Annotated in this window: 18 protein-coding genes; 5 read left to right on the plus strand and 13 right to left on the minus strand. The window is 60.2% G+C overall.

Going from position 1 to position 21,522, the window contains the following annotated elements:
* Nucleotides 1-156: 156 nt before the first annotated feature.
* From KGB14_RS21265 to KGB14_RS21300, 8 genes are all read right to left on the minus strand, one after another.
* Nucleotides 157-1,053 (minus strand): peptidoglycan DD-metalloendopeptidase family protein, encoded by an 897-nt coding sequence (locus tag KGB14_RS21265; RefSeq protein ID WP_223488667.1) that lies wholly within the window; start codon nt 1,051-1,053, stop codon nt 157-159.
* Nucleotides 1,054-1,261: 208 nt separating this feature from the next.
* Nucleotides 1,262-2,215, minus strand: a complete 954-nt coding sequence (locus tag KGB14_RS21270; protein ID WP_223488668.1) for a response regulator — start codon at nt 2,213-2,215, stop codon at nt 1,262-1,264.
* A gap of 186 nt (nt 2,216-2,401) precedes the next feature.
* Nucleotides 2,402-3,163 (minus strand): phosphate signaling complex protein PhoU, encoded by a 762-nt coding sequence (gene phoU, locus KGB14_RS21275; RefSeq protein WP_223488669.1) that lies wholly within the window; start codon nt 3,161-3,163, stop codon nt 2,402-2,404.
* A 71-nt stretch (nt 3,164-3,234) separates the two neighbouring features.
* Complete coding sequence (gene pstB / locus KGB14_RS21280; RefSeq protein WP_008150054.1) at nt 3,235-4,068, minus strand: phosphate ABC transporter ATP-binding protein PstB; 834 nt, start codon at nt 4,066-4,068, stop codon at nt 3,235-3,237.
* 159 nt (nt 4,069-4,227) lie between these two features.
* Nucleotides 4,228-5,898, minus strand: a complete 1,671-nt coding sequence (gene pstA / locus KGB14_RS21285; protein ID WP_223488670.1) for a phosphate ABC transporter permease PstA — start codon at nt 5,896-5,898, stop codon at nt 4,228-4,230.
* Nucleotides 5,899-5,913: 15 nt separating this feature from the next.
* On the minus strand, nt 5,914-7,947 hold the full coding sequence (locus tag KGB14_RS21290) for an ABC transporter permease subunit (protein WP_223488678.1): 2,034 nt from the start codon (nt 7,945-7,947) through the stop codon (nt 5,914-5,916).
* A gap of 502 nt (nt 7,948-8,449) precedes the next feature.
* Nucleotides 8,450-9,451, minus strand: coding sequence for a phosphate ABC transporter substrate-binding protein PstS (locus KGB14_RS21295; protein WP_018927390.1), 1,002 nt, complete (start codon nt 9,449-9,451; stop codon nt 8,450-8,452).
* 239 nt (nt 9,452-9,690) lie between these two features.
* On the minus strand, nt 9,691-10,989 hold the full coding sequence (locus KGB14_RS21300) for an MFS transporter (protein ID WP_223488671.1): 1,299 nt from the start codon (nt 10,987-10,989) through the stop codon (nt 9,691-9,693).
* 366 nt (nt 10,990-11,355) lie between these two features.
* Here KGB14_RS21300 and KGB14_RS21305 point away from each other — a divergent pair, with 366 nt between their 5' ends.
* A complete protein-coding gene (locus KGB14_RS21305) occupies nt 11,356-11,760 on the plus strand; it encodes an acyl-CoA thioesterase (RefSeq protein ID WP_007896491.1) in 405 nt (134 codons plus the stop codon).
* Between the two features lie 102 nt (nt 11,761-11,862).
* Nucleotides 11,863-12,762: a D-hexose-6-phosphate mutarotase gene (locus KGB14_RS21310; protein ID WP_223488672.1), complete on the plus strand. Its 900-nt coding sequence runs from the start codon at nt 11,863-11,865 to the stop codon at nt 12,760-12,762.
* A gap of 134 nt (nt 12,763-12,896) precedes the next feature.
* On the opposite strand, the gene KGB14_RS21315 is transcribed toward KGB14_RS21310, so the two are convergent.
* The 5 genes from KGB14_RS21315 to KGB14_RS21335 form a co-directional block, all read right to left on the minus strand.
* Nucleotides 12,897-13,433 carry a DUF3299 domain-containing protein gene (locus KGB14_RS21315; RefSeq protein WP_223488673.1) on the minus strand — a complete coding sequence of 179 codons (537 nt, stop codon included), beginning with the start codon at nt 13,431-13,433 and terminating at the stop codon, nt 12,897-12,899.
* A gap of 97 nt (nt 13,434-13,530) precedes the next feature.
* Complete coding sequence (locus tag KGB14_RS21320; protein ID WP_105342430.1) at nt 13,531-13,776, minus strand: GlsB/YeaQ/YmgE family stress response membrane protein; 246 nt, start codon at nt 13,774-13,776, stop codon at nt 13,531-13,533.
* A gap of 107 nt (nt 13,777-13,883) precedes the next feature.
* Nucleotides 13,884-14,966 carry a 5-(carboxyamino)imidazole ribonucleotide synthase gene (locus KGB14_RS21325; RefSeq protein WP_223488674.1) on the minus strand — a complete coding sequence of 361 codons (1,083 nt, stop codon included), beginning with the start codon at nt 14,964-14,966 and terminating at the stop codon, nt 13,884-13,886.
* A gap of 11 nt (nt 14,967-14,977) precedes the next feature.
* Nucleotides 14,978-15,469: a 5-(carboxyamino)imidazole ribonucleotide mutase gene (gene purE / locus KGB14_RS21330; RefSeq protein WP_003196369.1), complete on the minus strand. Its 492-nt coding sequence runs from the start codon at nt 15,467-15,469 to the stop codon at nt 14,978-14,980.
* 333 nt (nt 15,470-15,802) lie between these two features.
* Nucleotides 15,803-16,711 (minus strand): LysR substrate-binding domain-containing protein, encoded by a 909-nt coding sequence (locus KGB14_RS21335; protein ID WP_223488675.1) that lies wholly within the window; start codon nt 16,709-16,711, stop codon nt 15,803-15,805.
* Between the two features lie 180 nt (nt 16,712-16,891).
* Between KGB14_RS21335 and aspA the strand changes: the two genes are divergently transcribed.
* The 3 genes from aspA to KGB14_RS21350 all read left to right on the plus strand — a co-directional run bounded on the left by aspA (nt 16,892) and on the right by KGB14_RS21350 (nt 21,438).
* Nucleotides 16,892-18,316 (plus strand): aspartate ammonia-lyase, encoded by a 1,425-nt coding sequence (gene aspA, locus KGB14_RS21340; protein ID WP_123357143.1) that lies wholly within the window; start codon nt 16,892-16,894, stop codon nt 18,314-18,316.
* A 490-nt stretch (nt 18,317-18,806) separates the two neighbouring features.
* Entirely contained in the window at nt 18,807-20,258 is a 1,452-nt protein-coding gene (locus tag KGB14_RS21345; protein WP_223488676.1) for an alanine/glycine:cation symporter family protein, read from the plus strand.
* A gap of 175 nt (nt 20,259-20,433) precedes the next feature.
* Nucleotides 20,434-21,438, plus strand: a complete 1,005-nt coding sequence (locus KGB14_RS21350; RefSeq protein ID WP_223488677.1) for an asparaginase — start codon at nt 20,434-20,436, stop codon at nt 21,436-21,438.
* The last annotated feature ends 84 nt before the right edge of the window (nt 21,439-21,522 follow it).

The following is a 21,522-nucleotide window of genomic DNA, read 5'->3' on the forward strand; positions in this document are numbered from 1 at the left end:
CGGGAATAGGCTGGTCTGGTTTCGTGGTTCACCTTGGATATACGCCACAGCAAAAATGCCCCGTATCTTTCAATACGGGGCATTTTCTTGAATCGTTGCGCAAATGGCTAGGTTTTCACACAGTCTGGAAGGCTGCGATCTTTTGACTTTGACGCTTCACTGCTTGCCCAACGCAAAGTTGGGCAATGCGCCTACCGATTGATTGAACTGGTACGGAATCGACACCAGCCCCAACCCGGTATTGCGCTGCACCACAAAGTGCAAATGCGGGCCGCTGCTGTTGCCGGTGTTGCCCGACAGCGCCAGCGCACTGCCCACCGCCACGCGCTGACCTTCCCGTACGCAGACTGAGCCTTTCTTGAGGTGCAGGTACACGCCCATGGTCCCGTCATCGTGCAGCACTCGCACGAAATTGCCCGACGGATCGGTGCCGCGCCCGGTCTGGCCATTCTCGGTTTTCACCACCACCCCGCCACGCGCCGCAATGATCGGCGTGCCTTCGGGCATGGCGATGTCCATCGCATATCGATTCTTCGGCCCGTAGTGACTGTATTGGCCATTGGCACCCTGAGTCAGCCGAAACGGCCCACCACGCCAGGGCAACGGATATCGATACGCCATGGCGGCCCCTGCGGGGTCACCCAGGGAGTATTCGAACCTTGGTATATACACCAGCGGCCTTGCGGCATTCATCGCCTTGAGCAGCGCCAGACGAATGTTACTGCGCGCCGGCAGAACCCGACGGATCGGTCGACTCGGCGCGCCACTGACATTGTTCAACCCGGCGAAACTCAGCTCGATCTCGACCGGCGCGTACAGGTCGTTACGCACGAACACACTGTCCATGCCCTTTTGTTTCTTGATGTCGAGGTACACCTGTCGCTCGAGGTGCTCTTCCATCCGGTCCCGAAAAACGAACACCTTCGCGCCTTTGGTGGGGCGGTCGCTGTAAGAGACCACACCACTGGCATTGGTGGACCTGTAGATCGTCATGGCCACAACCGAGGTGGAGGCCATGAAAAGACCACAGAAAAACAGCAGGCGCGCGAGCATGGGCAAGATTCTGTCGAGTAAGGCCTGGGAAAGAGCCTAGCAGCTGAAATGGACCAGCGTTGTCGACAGATGTTTCAAGATGGAAGGTTCAAGGGATGTGCGGTGAGTTCGATGGCCCCATCGCGAGCAGGCTCGCTCCCACATTGGAATGCATTCCAATGTGGGAGCGAGCCTGCTCGCGATGACTTTGGGTCAGTCGACGCCGAGTTTACGCGCCCGGTACGAAATGCTTCTGCGCCGTGCCACGGGCGATCAGACGGGAGATGTAGTCGAGCTTCTGCGCATCCTGATCAACAAAACGGAAGGTCAGTTGCAGCCACTCGCTGTCGGGCTTCGGCTCGTGGGCGACGATGGCGTGCAGGTAACCGTTGAGACGGGCAATTTCGGCGTTGTCGCCCTGCTCCAGGTCGAGTACGGCACTATCGAGGACTTGCGGCAGGGTCTCGGTGCGTTTCACCACCAGCAACGCTTCCTTGATGCTCAGGGCCTTGATCACACACTGCTGAGTGCCGCTCGGCAGGCGCAGCTGACCTTGGCCACGACCACCCGCCGATGCGGCGGCGGAGGCGGCAGGTGCCTTGACTGGCGGGCTGTTGAGCAGGCCGCGGGACGGCGCGGCGGCCGCAGCGGGTGCCGCGGCAGCAGGTTTGGCGAACGGGTTGACGACAGCTGCCGATGGCGTAACCACGGCAGCCTTGCCGCCAGTCAACGCGCTGAGGGAGTCATTGCCGAACGCCGAGTTCATTTTGGTCGGCGCGCTGTTCATCAAGGTGTCGAGCTTGCCGACCTTGTTCAGCGCCTGCTTGACCTTGGTCAGCAGCTGCTCATTGGTGAACGGTTTGCTGACGTAGCCGGAAACGCCGGCCTGAATCGCCTGGACAACGTTTTCTTTGTCGCCACGGCTGGTCACCATCACGAACGGCATGGTCTTGAGGTTGTCCTGCTCGCGGCACCAGGTCAGCAGTTCCAGACCGGACATTTCCGGCATCTCCCAGTCGCACAACACCAGGTCGAATGCTTCCTTGGCCAGCATGGCCTGGGCCTTTTTGCCGTTGACTGCATCTTCGGTCCGGATCCCCGGGAAGTAGTTGCGCAGGCACTTCTTCACCAAATCACGAATGAACGACGCATCGTCCACGACCAACACACTGATCTTGCTCATCCAACACCCCTTTAAAAATCCCGGCAAGCATAACGCTGGCTGATGGCACTTTGCCAAAACTCTTCAGTCACGCCGGGACTTTTCGTTCGCGGGTGCTGCTTTTCTATTCATATTCGGCTTTTCAATTCGAAAGCCACACAAACAAAAACGCCCGGCCAAAGGGCCGGGCGCTTTTCTTGGGCAACCTTACTTATCGTCAGCTTTGCCCGGAACATTAGCGCTTTCGGCACTTGTGCCTTGCACTTCTTCCTTCATGCGCTTGAGGCCCAGGTGACGCACGTCGGTACCGCGCACCAGGTAAATCACCAGTTCCGAGATGTTGCGCGCGTGGTCACCGATCCGTTCCAGCGAGCGCAGCACCCAGATAATGCTCAAGACCCGCGAGATGGAGCGCGGGTCTTCCATCATGTAAGTGGCGAGTTCACGCAGCGCAGTCTTGTATTCGCGGTCGATGATCTTGTCGTACTGCGCCACCGACAATGCCAGGTCGGCGTCGAAGCGGGCAAACGCGTCCAGGGCATCGCGAACCATGTTGCGCACCTGGTCGCCGATGTGGCGAACCTCGACATAACCGCGCGGCGCTTCGCCTTCTTCGCACAACTGGATGGCACGACGGGCGATCTTGGTGGCTTCGTCGCCGATACGCTCCAGGTCGATCACCGACTTGGAGATGCTGATGATCAGACGCAAGTCCGACGCCGCTGGCTGACGACGGGCCAGAATGCGCAGGCATTCTTCGTCGATGTTGCGTTCCATCTGGTTGATCTGGTCGTCGATCTCACGCACTTGCTGGGCCAGGCCGGAGTCGGCCTCGATCAGCGCGGTGACGGCGTCGTTGACCTGTTTCTCGACCAGCCCGCCCATGGCCAGGAGGTGGCTGCGCACTTCCTCGAGCTCAGCGTTGAATTGCTGGGAGATGTGATGGGTAAGGCCTTCTTTACTAATCATGTTGGCGTCCTTGGAGCGTCCGGTAAGGTGCGGTGGACCGCAGCGTCAGTTCAGTGAGCAACCACAGCTTCCTAGCCGTAACGACCGGTGATGTAGTCTTCGGTCTGCTTCTTCGCCGGATTGGTGAACAGGGTATCGGTGTCGCCGAATTCCACCAGTTTGCCCATGTACATGAACGCCGTGTAGTCAGAAACCCGCGCGGCCTGTTGCATGTTGTGGGTCACGATAACAATGGTGAACTTGGATTTCAGTTCGTAGATCAGCTCTTCGACTTTCAGCGTGGAGATCGGGTCGAGTGCCGAGCACGGTTCGTCGAGCAGCAGCACTTCCGGCTCCACGGCGATGGTGCGGGCAATCACCAGACGTTGCTGCTGACCACCGGACAGGCCGAGCGCCGACTCGTGCAGACGGTCTTTTACCTCATCCCACAGCGCCGCGCCTTTCAACGCCCACTCAACGGCTTCGTCGAGGATGCGCTTTTTGTTGATGCCCTGGATGCGCAAACCGTAAACCACGTTTTCGTAGATGGTTTTCGGGAACGGGTTGGGCTTCTGGAACACCATGCCGACTCGGCGACGCAGCTCGGCCACGTCCTCGCCCTTGCGGTAGATGTTGTTGCCGTAGAGGTTGATCGCGCCTTCGACACGGCAGCCGTCCACCAGGTCGTTCATGCGGTTGAAGGTACGCAGCAGCGTGGACTTGCCACAGCCGGACGGGCCGATGAAGGCGGTCACGCGCTGTTTCGGGATGTTCATGCTGACGTCGTACAGCGCTTGTTTGTCGCCGTAGAACAGGCTCAGGCCCGGCACTTCGATGGCCACGGTTTCCTGCTCGAGGCTCAGGCTCTGTTTGTCGCGGCCCAGGGCCGACATGTTGATGCCGTGAGTGTGTGCTTCGTGCTGCATGGGAGGCTCCCTGTGCTAACAAATTCGGTTCAGTGAGCCGCTGGCCTCACAAGATTGGGCCAGCGGTGTCGCCGTTCTGTAGGAGCGAGGCTTGCCCGCGAAGGCGTCCTTGATATCGCCTTCGCCGGCAAGCCTGGCTCCTACAGGGAGCGGCAGTAATCAGCTATCCAGTGCTTTGTATTTTTCGCGCAGATGGTTACGGATATAAACGGCCGACAAGTTGAGCGTGGCGATCACCAGCACCAGCAGCAATGCGGTGGCGTACACCAGTGGCCTCGCGGCTTCGACGTTCGGGCTCTGGAAGCCGACGTCATAAATGTGGAAGCCCAGGTGCATGATCTTCTGGTCCAGGTGCAGGTACGGGTAGTTGCCATCCAGCGGCAGCGACGGTGCCAGTTTCACCACACCTACCAGCATCAGCGGCGCCACTTCACCGGCGGCGCGAGCCACGGCGAGGATCATGCCGGTCATCATGGCCGGGCTGGCCATCGGCAGCACGATCTTCCACAAGGTTTCAGCCTTGGTCGCGCCGAGGGCCAACGAGCCTTCGCGAACGGTGCGAGGAATCCGCGCCAGGCCTTCTTCGGTGGCCACGATCACCACCGGCACCGCCAGCAGCGCCAGGGTCAGCGAGGCCCAGAGCAGGCCCGGTGTACCGAAGGTCGGTGCCGGCAGTGCTTCAGGGAAAAACAACCGGTCAACCGAACCGCCGAGTACATAGACGAAGAAGCCCAGACCGAACACGCCGTAAACGATCGCCGGAACGCCCGCGAGGTTGTTCACGGCGATGCGGATCAGGCGCGTCATGGTGTTCTGTTTCGCATATTCACGCAGGTAAACCGCTGCCAGTACGCCGAACGGGGTGACGATCATCGCCATGATCAGGGTCATCATCACGGTGCCGAAAATCGCCGGGAAAATCCCGCCTTCGGTGTTCGCTTCACGCGGGTCGTCACTGAGGAATTCCCAGACCTTGCTGAAGTAGAAGCCGAGCTTGGTGAAGGTGCTCATGGCGTTCGGCTGGTAGGCGTGAACCACTTTGCCGATGCCGATTTCGACCTCTTTGCCGTTGGCGTCGCGAGCAGTCAGGCTGTCGCGATTGAACTGGGTGTGCAGGTCGTTCAGACGCGCTTCGACTTCCTGATACCGGGCATTCAGCTCGGCGCGCTCGGACTCCATATCGGCTTGTGCGGCAGCGTCAAGATGGCCGGTCAGTTCCAGTTTGCGACCGTGCAGACGCACGCGTTCAAGGCCGGCGTTGATCGCACCGATGTCGGTCTTTTCCAGAGTCTTGAGCTGTGCGGCGAGCTGGTTGACGCGATCGACACGCGCCTGCAACTCAGGCCAAGCGGCCTCGCCTTCAGCGATGACCTTGCCGTCCTGTTTGACGTTGACCAGGTAACCGTAAAAGTTGCCCCACTCGCGACGTTCGATGGTCATCAACTCAGGTGGCGTCTTCTGGTCGGTCAGCCACTCGCCAACGGTCCAGGTGAAGTCATTGCCGTTCAGGTCACGGTTGCCGACCTTGATCAGCTCGCGGGTCATGAACTCCGGGCCCTGGTCGGGCACCGGCAGGCCAGCGCTTTTCAGGCGCTCGCGTGGCACTTCTTCCTTCTGCACCACTTCACCGATGACCAGGTGATTGGCCTGTCCCGGCACGTCGTAATTGGCGTGCACCAAGTCCGCCGGCCAGAAGTGACCCAGACCGCGCACGGCAATCACCGCCAGCAGGCCAATGGTCATGATGACCGCAATGGACACCGCGCCGCCGCTGATCCAGACGCCGGGGGCGCCGCTCTTGAACCATCCATTCAGGGAGTTCTGTTTCACAGACTTCTACCTTTCTTAAAGCGACGAGTATTTCTTGCGCAGACGCTGACGAATCAGTTCCGCGAGGGTGTTCATGACGAAGGTGAACAACAGCAGCACCAGCGCCGAGAGGAACAGCACGCGGTAGTGGCTGCCGCCGACTTCCGATTCGGGCATTTCCACCGCCACGTTGGCCGCCAGGGTGCGCAGGCCTTCGAACAGGTTCATTTCCATGACCGGGGTGTTACCGGTGGCCATCAGCACGATCATGGTTTCACCGACCGCACGGCCCATGCCGATCATCAGTGCCGAGAAAATGCCCGGGCTGGCCGTGAGGATCACCACACGCGTCATGGTCTGCCACGGCGTGGCACCGAGGGCCAGAGAGCCCAGGGTCAGGCCGCGAGGCACGCTGAACACGGCGTCTTCGGCAATGGAGTAGATGTTTGGAATGACCGCGAAGCCCATGGCCAGGCCGACCACCAGAGCGTTGCGCTGGTCGTAGGTGATCCCCAGGTCGTGGGAGATCCACATGCGCATGTCGCCACCGAAGAACCAGGTTTCCATGTACGGGCTCATATACAGCGACAGCCAGCCCACAAACAGAATCACCGGGATCAGGATCGCGCTTTCCCAGCCGTCCGGCACTTTCAGGCGGATGGACTCAGGCAGGCGACTGAAGACGAAACCCGCCACCAGAATGCCGATCGGCACGAGCATCAGCAGGCTGAAGATGCCGGGCAGATGCCCTTCGACATAAGGTGCGAGGAACAGGCCGGCGAAGAAGCCGAGGATCACCGTCGGCATCGCTTCCATCAACTCGATCACCGGTTTGACCTTGCGGCGCATGCCTGGAGCCATGAAGTACGCGGTATAGATCGCCGCCGCAACGGCCAGTGGCGCGGCCAGCAGCATGGCGTAGAACGCAGCTTTCAGGGTACCGAAGGTCAGCGGCGAAAGGCTCAGCTTGGGTTCGAAATCGGTGTTGGCGGCGGTCGATTGCCAGACATATTTAGGCTCGTCGTAGTTCTCGTACCAGACCTTGCTCCACAACGCGCTCCAGGAAACTTCCGGGTGCGGGTTATCGAGCAACAGCGGTTGCAGCTTGCCGCCCTGCTCCACGATCACGCGGTTGGCCCGTGGCGACAGGCCGAAAAGGCCTTGGCCGTCGACCACCTGGTCCACCAGCAAGGTGCGGTGAGCGGTGCTGTGGAACACGCCGAGTTTGCCGGACGCATCGAGGGCAACGAAGCCTTTGCGACGTTCTTCAGCGGTGATTTCAACGATCGGCGTAGTGCCCATCTGGAAGGTACGAATCTGCTTCAGCCGCAGTTCGCCATCCGTGTCGCGGGCCATGAACCACTGGGCCAGGCCGCCCTTGGAGTCGCCGAGGATCAGCGAGATACCGCCCACCAGCTGGGTGCTGGCGGTAATCTCGGCATCGCCGTTTTCGAGCAATTTGTAGCGACCGTTGAGGCTCTTGTCGCGCAGGCTGAAAACGTCGGCCTGGGCACGACCGTTGACCACGTACAGCCACTGCTGGCGCGGGTCGACGAAGATATTCTTCACCGGTTCGGTCATTTGCGGCAGTTCGATGCGCTTCTGCTCGTTGGTGACTTCGCCGGTCATCATGTTTTCTTCGCTGGACAGCGACATGACATGCAACTGCGCACCGGTGGCGCCGGCCAGCAGCAGGGTCGTATCGGTAGCGTTGAGGCTGATGTGCTCCAGGGCACCGCCCGCCTCGTTCAGCACGATTGGCGCTTCGCCGTACGGATACTCGATGGCGGGCGAGATGGTTTTCTTGCCCTCCGGGTAACTGACTTTATACGTGTGACGGAACACCAGCACTTGACCGTTGGACAACCCCACCGCCACCAATGGATGGCCGGGTTGATCTTCACCGATGGACGTCACGCTGGTACCGGCCGGGATCGGCAGGTCGACACGGCGCAGTTCGGCGCCGGTGTCGATATCGAAGAATAGCGCCTGGCCCTTGTCGGAAACCCGCATGGCCACCTGGTTCTGTTCTTCGAGGGAGATCATCAGCGGCTTGCCGGCGTCTTGCATCCAGGCGGGCGTGATGGCGTCCTTGGCGGTCAGGTCGGCACCCTGGAACAGAGGCGCGACGACGTAACCGAGGAAAAAGAAGATCAGGGTGATCGCGCCCAGAACGGCGAGGCCGCCGACGAGGACGTACCAGCGAGTCAGGCGATCTTTCAGCGCACGAATACGGCGCTTGCGGTGCAGCTCAGGCGTATTGAAATCAATTCGCTTGGGGGGATTAGTAGTCATGGTGGAATTGGCCAGATCATTCATGCGCACACCCTAGCGATCCTGTATGACAGAAAGATGACAATGCAGTGACGCAACAAATCCGCCGCCTGTGGGAACTGGCAGTGGATCGGAAATTTGGGAGGGCCGGGTTGCCAGCGTGGCAACCCTGAGCCTTTGTAGGAGCGAAGCTTGCTCGCGAAGGTATCGCCTCGGTTCTCCCTTGAAAGCGAGGTGATCCCTTCGCGGGCAAGCCTCGCTCCTACACAGGTCCGGGGTTTACCCCGGACCTAGGGTTTTACTTTTTTGCGACTTCAGCGCCGCCTTCCGCCAGACCCAGGTCAGCCAGTGCTTTTGCAGCAACCTTGGCTGGCAGTGGGATGTAACCGTCTTTCACTACAACTTCCTGGCCCTGTTTGGACAGAACCAGTTTCACGAACTCGGCTTCCAGCGGGGCCAGAGGCTTGTTCGGGGCTTTGTTGACGTAAACGTAGAGGAAGCGCGACAGCGGGTATTTGCCGTTCAGGGCGTTTTCTTCGCTGTCTTCGATGAAGTCAGTGCTGCCTTTCTTGGCCAGGGCCACGGTCTTCACGCTGGCGGTCTTGTAGCCGATGCCCGAGTAACCGATGCCGTTCAGCGAGGAGCTGATCGACTGCACGACCGAAGCCGAGCCTGGTTGTTCGTTGACGTTTGGCTTGTAGTCGCCTTTGCACAGGGCTTCTTCTTTGAAGTAGCCATAGGTGCCGGATACCGAGTTACGACCGAACAGTTGCACCGGCTTGTTGGCCAGGTCGCCGGTCACGCCCAGGTCACCCCAGGTTTTCACGTCAGCTTTGGCGCCGCACAGACGAGTCGAGGAGAAGATCGCGTCGACTTGTTCCATGGTCAGGTGCTGGATCGGGTTGTCTTTGTGTACGAACACGGCCAAGGCATCCACGGCAACCGGGATAGCGGTTGGCTTGTAGCCGTACTTCTGCTCGAAGGCCGCCAGTTCGGTGTCCTTCATCTTGCGGCTCATCGGGCCCAGGTTGGAGGTGCCTTCAGTCAGCGCAGGTGGCGCAGTGGCGGAGCCAGCGGCCTGAATCTGGATGTTTACGTTCGGGTATTCTTTTTTGTAGTTCTCAGCCCACAGGGTCATGAGGTTGGCCAGGGTATCGGAGCCGACGCTGGACAGGTTGCCCGACACACCAGTGGTCTTGGTGTAGCTCGGGATAGCAGGGTCAACAGCGGCAACCGCGTTGGCAGTCGCAACGCCAGCAGCGACAAAAGTCATTGCCGCCATCAAACGCTTCAGTTTCATGCCTTACTCCTAGCAGATAGGTGTGTTAAGTCGGCCAAGTATCAGCAAGCCGTGTGAACACTCTATGGCTGAAATATGACAATTGGATGAAAGGCCAGCATTTGGATTTACAAGATGATTCGCGTCGCCTTCATCGCGAGCAGGCTCGCTCCCACAGGGGGGATCTGCGGTGAACACAGAACAAATGTGGGAGCGAGCCTGCTCGCGATGGGGCCAGTGCAGTCGATGAAAGCGTCGGCCTATCGCCCTTTCTTCCAGAGATAACCGCCCACCACAATCCCGACACCGCAAATAATCGCTACGTAATAGGCCGGCCCCATCGGGCTTTCCTTGAGCAACAGCGTGACAACCATCGGAGTCAGGCCTCCGAAGATGGCATAGGCCAGGTTGTAGGAAAACGACAACCCGCTAAATCGCACCACCGCCGGGAAGGCTTTGACCATCACATACGGCACCGCACCAATGGTCCCGACCAGCAGACCGGTCAGGGCATACATCGGGAACAGCCAGTCGGGATGGTTGAACAGGCTGTGATAGAACGTCCATGAACTGATCAGCAGCGCGGCACTACCGAACACGAACACCCGGCCGGCGCCGAAGCGGTCAGCCAATGCACCGGAAGTCACGCAACCCAGGCTCAGGAACACAATGGCCAGGCTGTTGGCCTGCAACGCAGTAGTCGGCGGGAAGTGGTAGACGGTCTGCAGCACGGTCGGAGTCATGAGGATGACCACGATGATGCCGGCGGACAACAGCCAGGTCAGCAGCATGGAAATCAGAATCGCACCGCGATGGTCACGCAACACCGCACGCAGCGGCACTTCTTCGGCCAGAGCCTTGCGCAATTGCAGTTCGGCGAACACCGGGGTTTCGTGGAGCCAGCGGCGCAGGTACACCGAGAACAGGCCAAACACGCCGCCCAGCAGGAACGGAATCCGCCAGGCGTAATCCGACACCTCCACCGGCGTGTAAATGCTGTTGATCGCGGTGGCGACCAGCGAGCCTAAAAGGATACCGGCAGTCAGACCGCTGGTCAGCGTGCCGCAGGCATAACCGATGTGCCGCTGCGGCACGTGTTCGGAAACGAATACCCAGGCCCCCGGCACTTCACCGCCAATCGCCGCGCCCTGGATCACCCGCATCAACAGCAACAGGATCGGCGCCCACATGCCGATCTGCGCATAAGTCGGCAGCAAACCCATGATCAGGGTCGGCACCGCCATCATGAAAATGCTCAAGGTGAACATCTTCTTGCGTCCCAGCAGGTCACCGAAGTGCGCCATGACGATGCCGCCCAGCGGCCGCGCCAGGTAGCCGGCGGCGAAGATGCCGAACGTCTGCATCAGGCGCAGCCACTCGGGCATGTCGGCGGGGAAGAACAGCTTGCCGACCACCGTGGCGAAGAACACGAAGATGATGAAGTCGTAGAACTCCAGCGCGCCGCCCAAGGCAGACAGCGACAATGTCTTGTAGTCATTGCGGGTCAACGGACGTGCGGGTTGGGTGGGCTGCGCGATGCTCGAGGGCGCTGTGGTCATGGCAAGGGCTTCTCTTATAGTCGGATCTGCAACCCCAACAACGCTGGCAGAGGCTTGGGCAGGTTCGGCACGATAGCAAATTGTTCGAAAAAGCACATAGAGACGCGTATTTGACGGTCAAAATGAGAACCGGGCGGTCGTCTCGGAGTCTACCGATCGATATACTCGCAACATTGCAACGGCTTGTAAGGGGTTGCTGTGCGAAACCGTCGTTGGCACCTGTCAGCCGATTTCGCAGAGTTTCCCTTTAGGCGCCTTACGAAAAACGTGACGAACGTAGTATGTTCGGGGCTGAATCGTTTTTCTTAGAGACGGCTATTCAACCTGAAGTACAAATGAAGAGTCACGGGTCAGAGGCCCCCCGGCATGATAGAGCTCGAACAAGAAGATCCAATCCCGCAAGGCGATCTGGCCCTGCAAATCACCGCGCTTCCGCGTGAAACCAACGGCTTTGGCGATATTTTCGGCGGCTGGCTGGTGGCGCAGATGGATTTGGCCGGCACCGCAATGGCCAGCAAGGTTGCCGGTGGGCGCGTGGCCACCGTTGCGATCGACCGCATGGCGTTCCTGGTGCCGGTAGCGGTGGGCGCTCAGCTCTCCTTCTATACCCAGGCCCTGGAAATCGGCCGCAGCTCGATTCAGATGATGGTCGAAGTCTGGAGCGACGATCCGCTGTCCAGCGAATGGCGTAAAGTGACCGAAGCCGTCTTCGTGTTCGTCGCCATCGACGGCAGTGGCCGCACTCGCTCGGTTCCGCCCAGGGCTCGTTAAACCGGAGCTCGTAAAAACCGGAGCCCGTAAAAAAAGTGGGCGTTAAACCCGGCGACCGTTTTGCGGTCCATTGCAGTCCTGTTCCTGATCGAGAGTTGCCCCATGAGCACGCCCAACGTTGAAGCCGTGAAACTGGATGAACTGAATTGCTGGCGCATCCGCCACGGTCAGGCCGAATTGCTGGTAGCCCAGCAAGGCGCGCACATCCTCAGTTATCAACTGGCCGGCGAACCGCCACTGATCTGGCTCAACGACGAAGCGGTGTTCAAGGCCGGCAAGAGCATCCGCGCAGGCGTGCCGGTGTGCTGGCCATGGTTCGGCAACCTGTCGCGCAACCCGCAGAGCGTCCAGGCCATGCGCGTCAGCCAGGAACCGCCGACCGCCCATGGTCTGGTGCGGGCGATGGACTGGGAACTGGGTGGCATCGAAACCGAGGGCGAAAGCCTGAAGGTGGAATTTATCCTGCCCTACCCCGAAGGCGGCTTGCCAGGCTGGCCGCATCAGGTGGATTTGAAGCTGAGCATTCGCCTGGATGAGCAGTTGCATATCAGCCTGACGAGCGAAAACAAGGGCGCCGAACACGTCACGATCAGCCAGGCGCTGCACAGCTATTTCGCCGTCAGCGATGTGCGCAACGTGCACGTTGAAGGGCTGGATGGCTTGAGTTACATCGAGACGCTGGACGACTGGAAAACCGTCACCCAAACCGGTGACTTGCGCTTTACCGGCGAAACCGACCGCATCTATCTCAATACCCCGGCGAAGCTGAGCATTGTCGATCCCGCGTGGGAACGGCGCATTGAGCTGACCAGCAGTGGTTCGCGTTCGGCCGTGATCTGGAACCCGTGGATCGACCGCGCGGCAGCGTTCAGCGACATGGCCGACGATGGCTGGCAGCGCATGTTGTGCATTGAGACGGCGAATGTGATGGATGATGTGGTGAAGCTGGCACCCGGGGCGAGTCATACACTGGGCGTGAGCATCGCCAGCAAATCCCTTTAACGCCACAAAACGAATGTGGGAGCGGGCTTGCTCGCGAAGGCGGTATGTCAGGCAACATTAATGTCGACTGATACGCCGCCTTCGCGAGCAAGCCCGCTCCCACATTTTGATCTGTGCCAGGCTGACTGGCGTTTTTACAAATCCGACTCTTTAACCACCCGCACCTGCGCCGCATCCAGCGCATAGGCCGCATCCGCCAGGTCGTTGTTGACCGTCTCGATCTTCAGCGTGCCGGTCACCCACAGCGGTGTGTAGATGTCATTCAGCTTCAAGCCTTTTGGATAACGCACCAGCACCAACTGGTTAGGTGGCGGTGGCGGCACGTGGATGCAAGCGCCTGGATACGGCACGAGGAAGAACAGCGTGCTGCGGCCCTTGGCATCAGATTCCAGCGGCACCGGATAACCGCCGATGCGGATGTGTTTGTCGTTCATCGACGGCACGGTTTTGGTCGAGTACATCACCGCCGGCAAGCCTTTGCTCTGCTTCATGCCACCCTTTTGGGTAAAGGTGCCATTGGATTCCGGGGAGTTGTGATCGATTTCGGGCATGGCCTCGAGGGCTTTCTGGTCCGACTTGGGCATCAGTTCGAGCCAGTCGGTTTCCGGCAGTTCGCCGGCGTGGGCCAAACCACTGCCCAGGAAGAGAAGAGTCAACAGAAGACGGCGCATGAATGAGCTCAGCAAAGGATAGGACAATGTGACGATGGCAACGCCGAGCATTCTAGCCCTCTCCGGCGATGACGCAGAGAGGGCTTCGTCACTTCAATCAGTTCTTTTTGATCAAGCCATAGATCACCAGCAACACCACTGCACCCACCAGCGCACCGATGAAACCTGCGCCCTGACCTGCATGGTAGATGCCCAGGGCCTGGCCGCCGTAAGTGGCTGCCAGCGAACCGCCGATACCGAGCAGGATGGTCATGATCCAGCCCATGCTGTCATCGCCCGGTTTCAAAAACCGAGCCAGCAGACCGACGATCAAGCCGATAAAGATGGTTCCGATAATTCCCATGGCATTTCCCTCTGATTGAATTGAATATGCCGAAAGCCTAGACAGACTTTGGCATCCTGCCATCAGAGAACGGCGGCCCCTGAAGGTTCCGCCGCGGCCACATGAAACTATTCGGCAATGAGCGCTTCGACCTTGAGGATCTGAGCAGCCAACGTTTCACGATCGGCACAGCGCAGGCTGGCATGACCGACCTTGCGACCGACCTTGAAGGCCTTGCCGTAGTGATGCAAATGGCAGTCGGCGATGGCCAGGACTTTTTCAGTGTCCGGCACTTTGCCGATGAAATTGAGCATCGCGCTCTCGCCGACCTTGGCCGTCGAACCCAGCGGCAGACCGGCGACGGCCCGCAGGTGGTTTTCGAACTGGCTGCACTCGGCGCCTTCGGTGGTCCAGTGCCCGGAGTTGTGCACGCGCGGGGCGATTTCGTTGGCCTTGAGGCCGCCGTCGACTTCGAAGAACTCGAACGCCATCACGCCAACGTACTCCAGCTGCTTGAGTACACGGCTGGAGTAATCTTCAGCCAACGCTTGCAGCGGGTGGTCGGTGCTGGCCACGGACAGCTTGAGAATGCCGTTGTCGTGAGTGTTGTGCACCAGCGGATAGAACCGGGTTTCGCCATCGCGAGCACGCACGGCAATCAGCGAGACTTCACCCGTGAACGGCACGAAACCTTCCAGCAGGCAGGCGACGCTGCCCAGCTCGGCGAAGGTGCCGACCACGTCTTCAGGCTTGCGCAGGACTTTCTGGCCCTTGCCGTCGTAACCCAGGGTGCGGGTTTTCAGCACGGCCGGCAGACCGATGGAAGCCACGGCAGCATCCAGATCCGCTTGCGACTGGATGTCGGCGAACGCAGGCGTCGGAATCCCCAGGTCCTTGAACATGCTCTTCTCGAACCAGCGATCACGAGCGATGCGCAGCGCTTCGGCGCTCGGGTACACCGGGACGAATTGCGACAGGAACGCCACGGTTTCGGCCGGGACGCTTTCGAACTCGAAGGTCACCAGATCGACTTCATCGGCCAGTTGACGCAGGTGATCCTGATCGCCGTAGTCGGCCCGCAGGTGTTCGCCCAACGCGGCTGCACAAGCATCCGGCGCCGGGTCCAGGAAAGCGAAGTTCATGCCCAGCGGAGTGCCCGCCAGCGCCAACATGCGACCCAACTGGCCGCCACCGATTACACCAATCTTCATCGTCAACAACCTCAGGCGATGCGTGGGTCTGGATTGTCCAGGACGCTGTCTGTCTGCTCAGCGCGGAATTTTTTCAACACGGTATGAAATTGCGGGTGCTTGGCGCCCAGGATGCTCGCCGAAAGCAGGGCTGCGTTGATCGCGCCGGCCTTGCCGATGGCCAGGGTGGCGACCGGAATGCCCGCGGGCATCTGCACAATAGAGAGCAGCGAATCGACACCCGAGAGCATCGACGACTGCACCGGCACGCCCAGCACCGGCAGGTGGGTCTTGGCCGCACACATGCCAGGCAGGTGGGCCGCGCCACCGGCACCGGCGATGATCACCTCGATGCCACGCGCCTCAGCCTCTTCGGCGTACTGGAACAGCAGGTCCGGGGTGCGGTGGGCAGAGACCACTTTCACCTCGTAAGGGATGCCGAGCTTTTCCAGCATATCGGCGGTGTGGCTAAGGGTGGACCAATCGGACTTGGAGCCCATGATCACGCCAACCAGTGCACTCATCGTCGTGCCTCTTCTCTCTGGGCGCCCGCAGGCGCGTCAAAAAACAACAAGCCACGCAGAAATGCGTGGCTTGTTTGTACGAAAAATGGCCGGACGAACCGGCCGAAGGCCGCGCAGTATACCTCAATGAAGCAGATAAACAGCCCCCGATACGACCATCTGTCATATGAGCCAAAGGCCCGGTTTTATTGACTTGAAGGTCAACCGAAACGCCCCCCAAATCCCCTTGTGGGAGCGAGCCTGCTCGCGATGGCGTCGGCCAGGTCGACATTTGTGTTGAATATTAGTCCGCTATCGCGAGCAAGCTCGCTCCCACAGGGTTAGTCGGCATATTCAAGAACTCTGTGCTACGCCGCCCTCAAGTTTGCGCCAGAGCAACCGCACATTGGCCTTGCGCACCAGCGCGCAGCGATACAGACGAATTTCCAGCGGCACATGCCATTGCGGGCCACCGCAGACGACCAACTCGCCACGAGCCAGTTCAGCGCGCACGCTCAGCTGTGGCACCCAGGCGATGCCCAAACCTTCCAGCGCCATGCTCTTCAAGCTGTCGGCCATGGCGGTTTCGTAAATAGTGGTGAACCTCAGGGCGCGCTGGCGTAGCAACATGTTGACCGAACGCCCGAGAAAGGCCCCGGCGCTGTAGGCCAACAGCGGCACGCTGGTCTCCCCTTCCAGATCAAACAACGGTTTGCCATCGGCGTCGGCGGCGCAGACCGGGAGCATTTCGGTATCCCCCAGGTGCAGCGACGGGAAAATCTCCGGGTCCATTTGCATGGCCGCGTCCGGGTCGTAAAACGCCAGCATCAGATCACAGCCGCCTTCGCGCAACGCATGCACGGCATCACCGACGTTGGTCGCTACCAGTCGCGTGGCGATGTTCAGCCCTTCGTTGCGCAACTGCGCGATCCAGCGCGGGAAGAAACCCAGCGCCAGGGAGTGCGCGGCGGCAACCTGCATCACCTCGCCCTGCCCGCCTTCAAGGTGATGAAGGTGGCGCAGTACTTCGCCGAGCTGTTCGACCACGGTGCGCGCGGTAACGAGAAACAGCTGCCCCGCCGCCGTCAGTTCGACCGGCGTGCGGGAGCGATTGACCAGGGTCAGCCCCAGCGCGGCTTCGAGGCTGCGGATCCGCCGACTGAATGCCGGCTGGGTCACGAAGCGTCGTTCAGCCGCCTGGGAAAAGCTGCGGGTGGCGGCCAGAGCACTGAAGTCCTCGAGCCATTTGCTTTCCAGATTCATCACGCCCTCCCGGACACGCACCAATTTAGGTCACACGCTCGCCGCACGCGCGGCGTCACATGGGCATTATGCCGAATGTGCATAGGCTAGTGTTTAACAGCATTGGCCCAAAATTATTCACAAGCCTAGCATTTGCCGTGTTCCGGCATAGACCGGGTCCCTATCGAGATGATTTCTATCATGTCCTCCGCTGCATCTTTCCGCACAGAAAAAGACCTGCTTGGCGTACTCGAAGTACCTGCTCAAGCGTATTACGGCATCCAGACCCTGCGAGCGGTGAACAACTTCCGTCTCTCCGGCGTTCCGATTTCGCATTACCCGAAGCTGGTTGTCGGCCTGGCAATGGTCAAACAGGCCGCCGCTGACGCCAACCGCGAGCTGGGTCACCTGAGCGAAGCCAAGCACGCTGCCATCAGCGAAGCCTGTGCCCGATTGATCCGCGGCGATTTCCACGAAGAGTTCGTGGTGGACATGATTCAAGGCGGCGCTGGCACTTCGACCAACATGAATGCCAACGAAGTCATCGCCAACATCGCGCTGGAGGCCATGGGCCACAGCAAGGGCGAATACCAGTATCTGCACCCGAACAACGACGTGAACATGGCGCAGTCGACCAACGACGCCTACCCGACCGCCATCCGTCTTGGCCTGCTGCTGGGTCACGATGCACTGCTGGCCAGCCTCGACAGCCTGATCCAGTCGTTCGCCGCCAAAGGTGAAGAGTTCAGCCACGTTCTGAAGATGGGTCGTACCCAGCTGCAAGACGCCGTGCCGATGACCCTGGGTCAGGAATTCCGCGCCTTCGCCACCACCCTGAGCGAAGACCTGGCGCGCCTGAAGACCCTGGCGCCAGAATTGCTGACCGAAGTGAACCTGGGCGGCACCGCGATCGGTACCGGCATCAACGCCGACCCGCGTTACCAGGCCCTGGCCGTTCAGCGTCTGGCCCTGATCAGCGGTCAACCGCTGGTTCCAGCCGCCGACCTGATCGAAGCCACCTCCGACATGGGCGCTTTCGTGCTGTTCTCCGGCATGCTCAAGCGCACCGCGGTCAAGCTGTCGAAGATCTGCAACGACCTGCGTCTGCTGTCCAGCGGCCCACGCACCGGCATCAACGAAATCAACCTGCCTGCGCGTCAGCCAGGCAGCTCGATCATGCCAGGCAAGGTCAACCCGGTTATCCCTGAAGCCGTGAACCAGGTTGCTTTCCAGATCATCGGCAACGACCTGGCCCTGACCATCGCGGCCGAAGGCGGCCAGCTGCAACTGAACGTGATGGAGCCGCTGATCGCGTTCAAGATCTTCGACTCGATCCGTCTGCTGCAGCGCGCCATGGACATGCTGCGCGAACACTGCATCGTCGGCATCACCGCCAACGAAGAGCGCTGCCGTGAACTGGTCGAACACTCGATCGGCCTGGTCACCGCGCTGAACCCGTACATCGGTTATGAAAACGCCACCCGCATTGCCCGTGTCGCCCTTGAAAGCGGCCGCGGCGTGCTGGAACTGGTGCGCGAAGAAGGCTTGCTCGACGAAGAAATGCTCGCCGACATCCTGCGCCCGGAAAACATGATTGCTCCGCGTCTCGTGCCTCTGAAGGCTTGATCGAAACGCAGGCTCTTCTCATGAAGAGCCACGCTCACCAGGTCGAGGGACTAGACACCTCTCACCTTTTGAGGGCTTGGGGATTTGTTCCCCCAAGCCCTTTTTTTTAACACTTTGCGGATTTTCGAACATGTCGAATGTTTTAAGTGCCGCCAAGATCGCAGCCTTCGTCAGCTTCTACGGGATTTGAGACCTCTGTAGAAGCTGTCGAAGGCTGCGATTTTTTGATTTGCAGCACTCTCGTTTCGTCGCTTGCACCACAATCGTGCAGACGGACGGCACTCTCCTTATGTATAGTGCCGGCCCTCTTCGCGTGAGCGGTCGTCGTTAACGAGGCCCAAACCCATGCGAAACCCGAACTAATAACAATCCCGCGATATGGAACCGGAACGAACGTCGATCCACCTGCTGAGCCACGCGCAAGCGGGTGTAACGCAATATGTCGGCCCATCCAGCATCTGCACCCACAAAAAACAGCGAGGAAAAATCCATGCTCGAAGTCATCAACGACTTCCTCTCAGGGAAAGTACTGATCGTGCTCATCGTCGGGCTCGGTAGCTACTTCACGATCCGCTCGCGTTTCGTTCAGTTCCGCCATTTCTTTCACATGTTCGCCGTGTTCCGCGACAGCCTGCGCAGCAGCGCCGGTCAACTCAGCTCGTTCCAGGCCCTGATGCTCAGCCTCGCTGGCCGCGTCGGCGCAGGCAACATCGCCGGTGTCGGCATCGCCGTGACCCTCGGCGGCCCCGGTGCGGTGTTCTGGATGTGGGTGACTGCGCTGGTCGGCATGTCCAGCAGCTTCTTCGAATGCTCCCTCGGCCAGCTCTATAAGCGCTGCGACTCCGAAGGCCAGTTCCGTGGCGGCCCGTCCTTTTACATTCAGCATGGTCTGCAGAAGCGCTGGTTGGGCATGATCATGGCGTTCCTGCTGCTGATCACCTTCGGCTTCGCCTTCAACGGCCTGCAAGCCCACGCCGTGACCCACTCGCTGAACAACGCCTTCGGCCTCGACACCACATACACCGGGCTGGGCCTGGCGGTATTGCTGGGTCTGGTGTTCATCGGCGGTATCAAGCGGATCGCCAAGGTCGCTGACCTGCTGGTACCGGTGAAAACCTTGGTGTACATCGCCGTGACCATCTACGTGATCGTGCTGCAGTTCGACCACGTACCGGGCATGTTGATGACCATCGTCAAAAGCGCCTTCGGTCTGGACCAGGCGTTCGGCGGCCTGATCGGCAGCGCCATCGTCATGGGCGTGAAGCGCGGCGTGTTCGCCAACGAAGCCGGCCTGGGCAGTGCGCCGAACGTGGCCGCCGTGGCCTCGGTCGAGCACCCTGTCGCGCAAGGCGTGGTTCAGGCGTTCAGCGTGTTCCTCGATACCTTCGTGATCTGCACCTGCACGGCATTGCTGATCCTGCTGTCGGGCTTCTACACCCCAGGCTTCGAAGGCGACGGCATTGCCCTGACCCAGAACTCCCTGGCTGCCGTAGTCGGTGACTGGGGCCGGATGTTCATCTCCGTGGCCCTGGCGTTGTTTGTGTTCACCTCGATCCTCTACAACTACTACCTGGGCGAGAGCAACCTGCGCTTCATGATCGGCGAAAACCGCAAGGTGCTGATCGGCTATCGCGCGCTGGTACTGGTACTGATCTTCTGGGGTGCCATCGAGAACCTGAGCACAGTGTTCGCGTTCGCCGACATCACCATGACCCTGCTGGCGTTCGTGAACCTGATCGCGCTGTTCCTGCTGTTCAAGGTCGGCATGCGTATCCTGCGTGACTACGATGACCAGCGCGCCGCCGGCATCAAGACCCCGGTGTTCGATTCGAGCAAGTTCCCGGATCTGGACCTGGACCTCAAAGCCTGGCCGGCCAATCCGCCAGCCATCGCTCCTACGGCCGAAACCGAGCCGCAAGGCGTGACCGCAGCGCAACGCTGATCGGTAAAAAACCGGGCGCATCCCCTGCGCCCGGCGTGACACAGCTTGCGACCGGCGTCATGCTCGGTCGTATGTTGTGGCAGCTTTTTTGATGCTGCCGTTTTGGTTCGAGCTTGAGACCACATCGCTGCCATCGCGAGCAGGCTCGCTCCCACATCGTTTTCGGAGAACCTCCATGAATTCCTCGACCTTTCCTGCTGCCCAGCACGTCATGGTGCTGTACACCGGTGGCACCATCGGCATGCAGGCCAGCGCCAACGGCCTGGCCCCGGCGTCCGGTTTCGAAGCGCGGATGCGCGACTACCTGCACAGCCAACCCGACCTGGTGGTGCCGCAGTGGCGCTTTCGCGAGATGTCGCCGCTGATCGACAGCGCCAACATGACGCCTGCGTACTGGCAGCAACTGCGTGAAGCGGTGGTCGACGCCGTTGATGTTCAAGGCTGCGACAGCGTGTTGATCCTGCATGGCACCGACACCCTGGCCTACAGCGCCGCGGCCATGAGCTTCCAGTTGCTCGGCCTGCACGCCCGCGTGTGCTTTACCGGGTCGATGCTGCCAGCCGGCGTCACCGACAGCGATGCCTGGGAAAACCTCGGCGGTGCGTTGGTTGCTCTGGGCCAAGGTCTGGCGCCCGGTGTTCATCTGTACTTCCATGGCGAACTGCTCGACCCGACCCGCTGCGCGAAAGTGCGCAGCTTCGGTCGGCATCCGTTCAAGCGTCTGGAGCGTCAGGGTGGCGGCGTAAAAGTTTCCTCGATACCTGAGCGGCTGAACTACAACCAGCCTAAACAGCTGGCGAAGGTCGCGGTGCTGCCGCTGTTCCCCGGCATCGCTGCCGAGGTACTGGATGGCCTGCTCGACAGCGGCATTCGGGGTTTGGTGCTGGAATGTTATGGCAGTGGAACCGGGCCGAGCGACAACCCTGAATTTCTCGCCAGCCTGGGCCGTGCGCGGGACAAAGGCGTGGTGGTGGTCGCGGTCACGCAATGTCATGAAGGTGGCGTCGAACTGGATGTGTACGAAGCCGGCAGTCGTTTGCGGGGCGTCGGAGTGCTGTCCGGTGGCGGCATGACTCGCGAGGCAGCGTTCGGCAAGTTGCATGCGCTGCTGGGCGCCGGGCTTGAAACCGCTGAAGTTCGGCGGCTGGTTGAGCTCGACCTGTGCGGCGAACTGAGCTGACACAACACATAACCCTGTAGGAGCGAGGCTTGCCCGCGAAGCTTTTGGCGTACTTGAGGACGCCTTCGCGGGCAAGCCTCGCTC

It is taken from the genome of Pseudomonas sp. A-RE-19 (assembly GCF_019956555.1).
Classification (GTDB): domain Bacteria; phylum Pseudomonadota; class Gammaproteobacteria; order Pseudomonadales; family Pseudomonadaceae; genus Aquipseudomonas.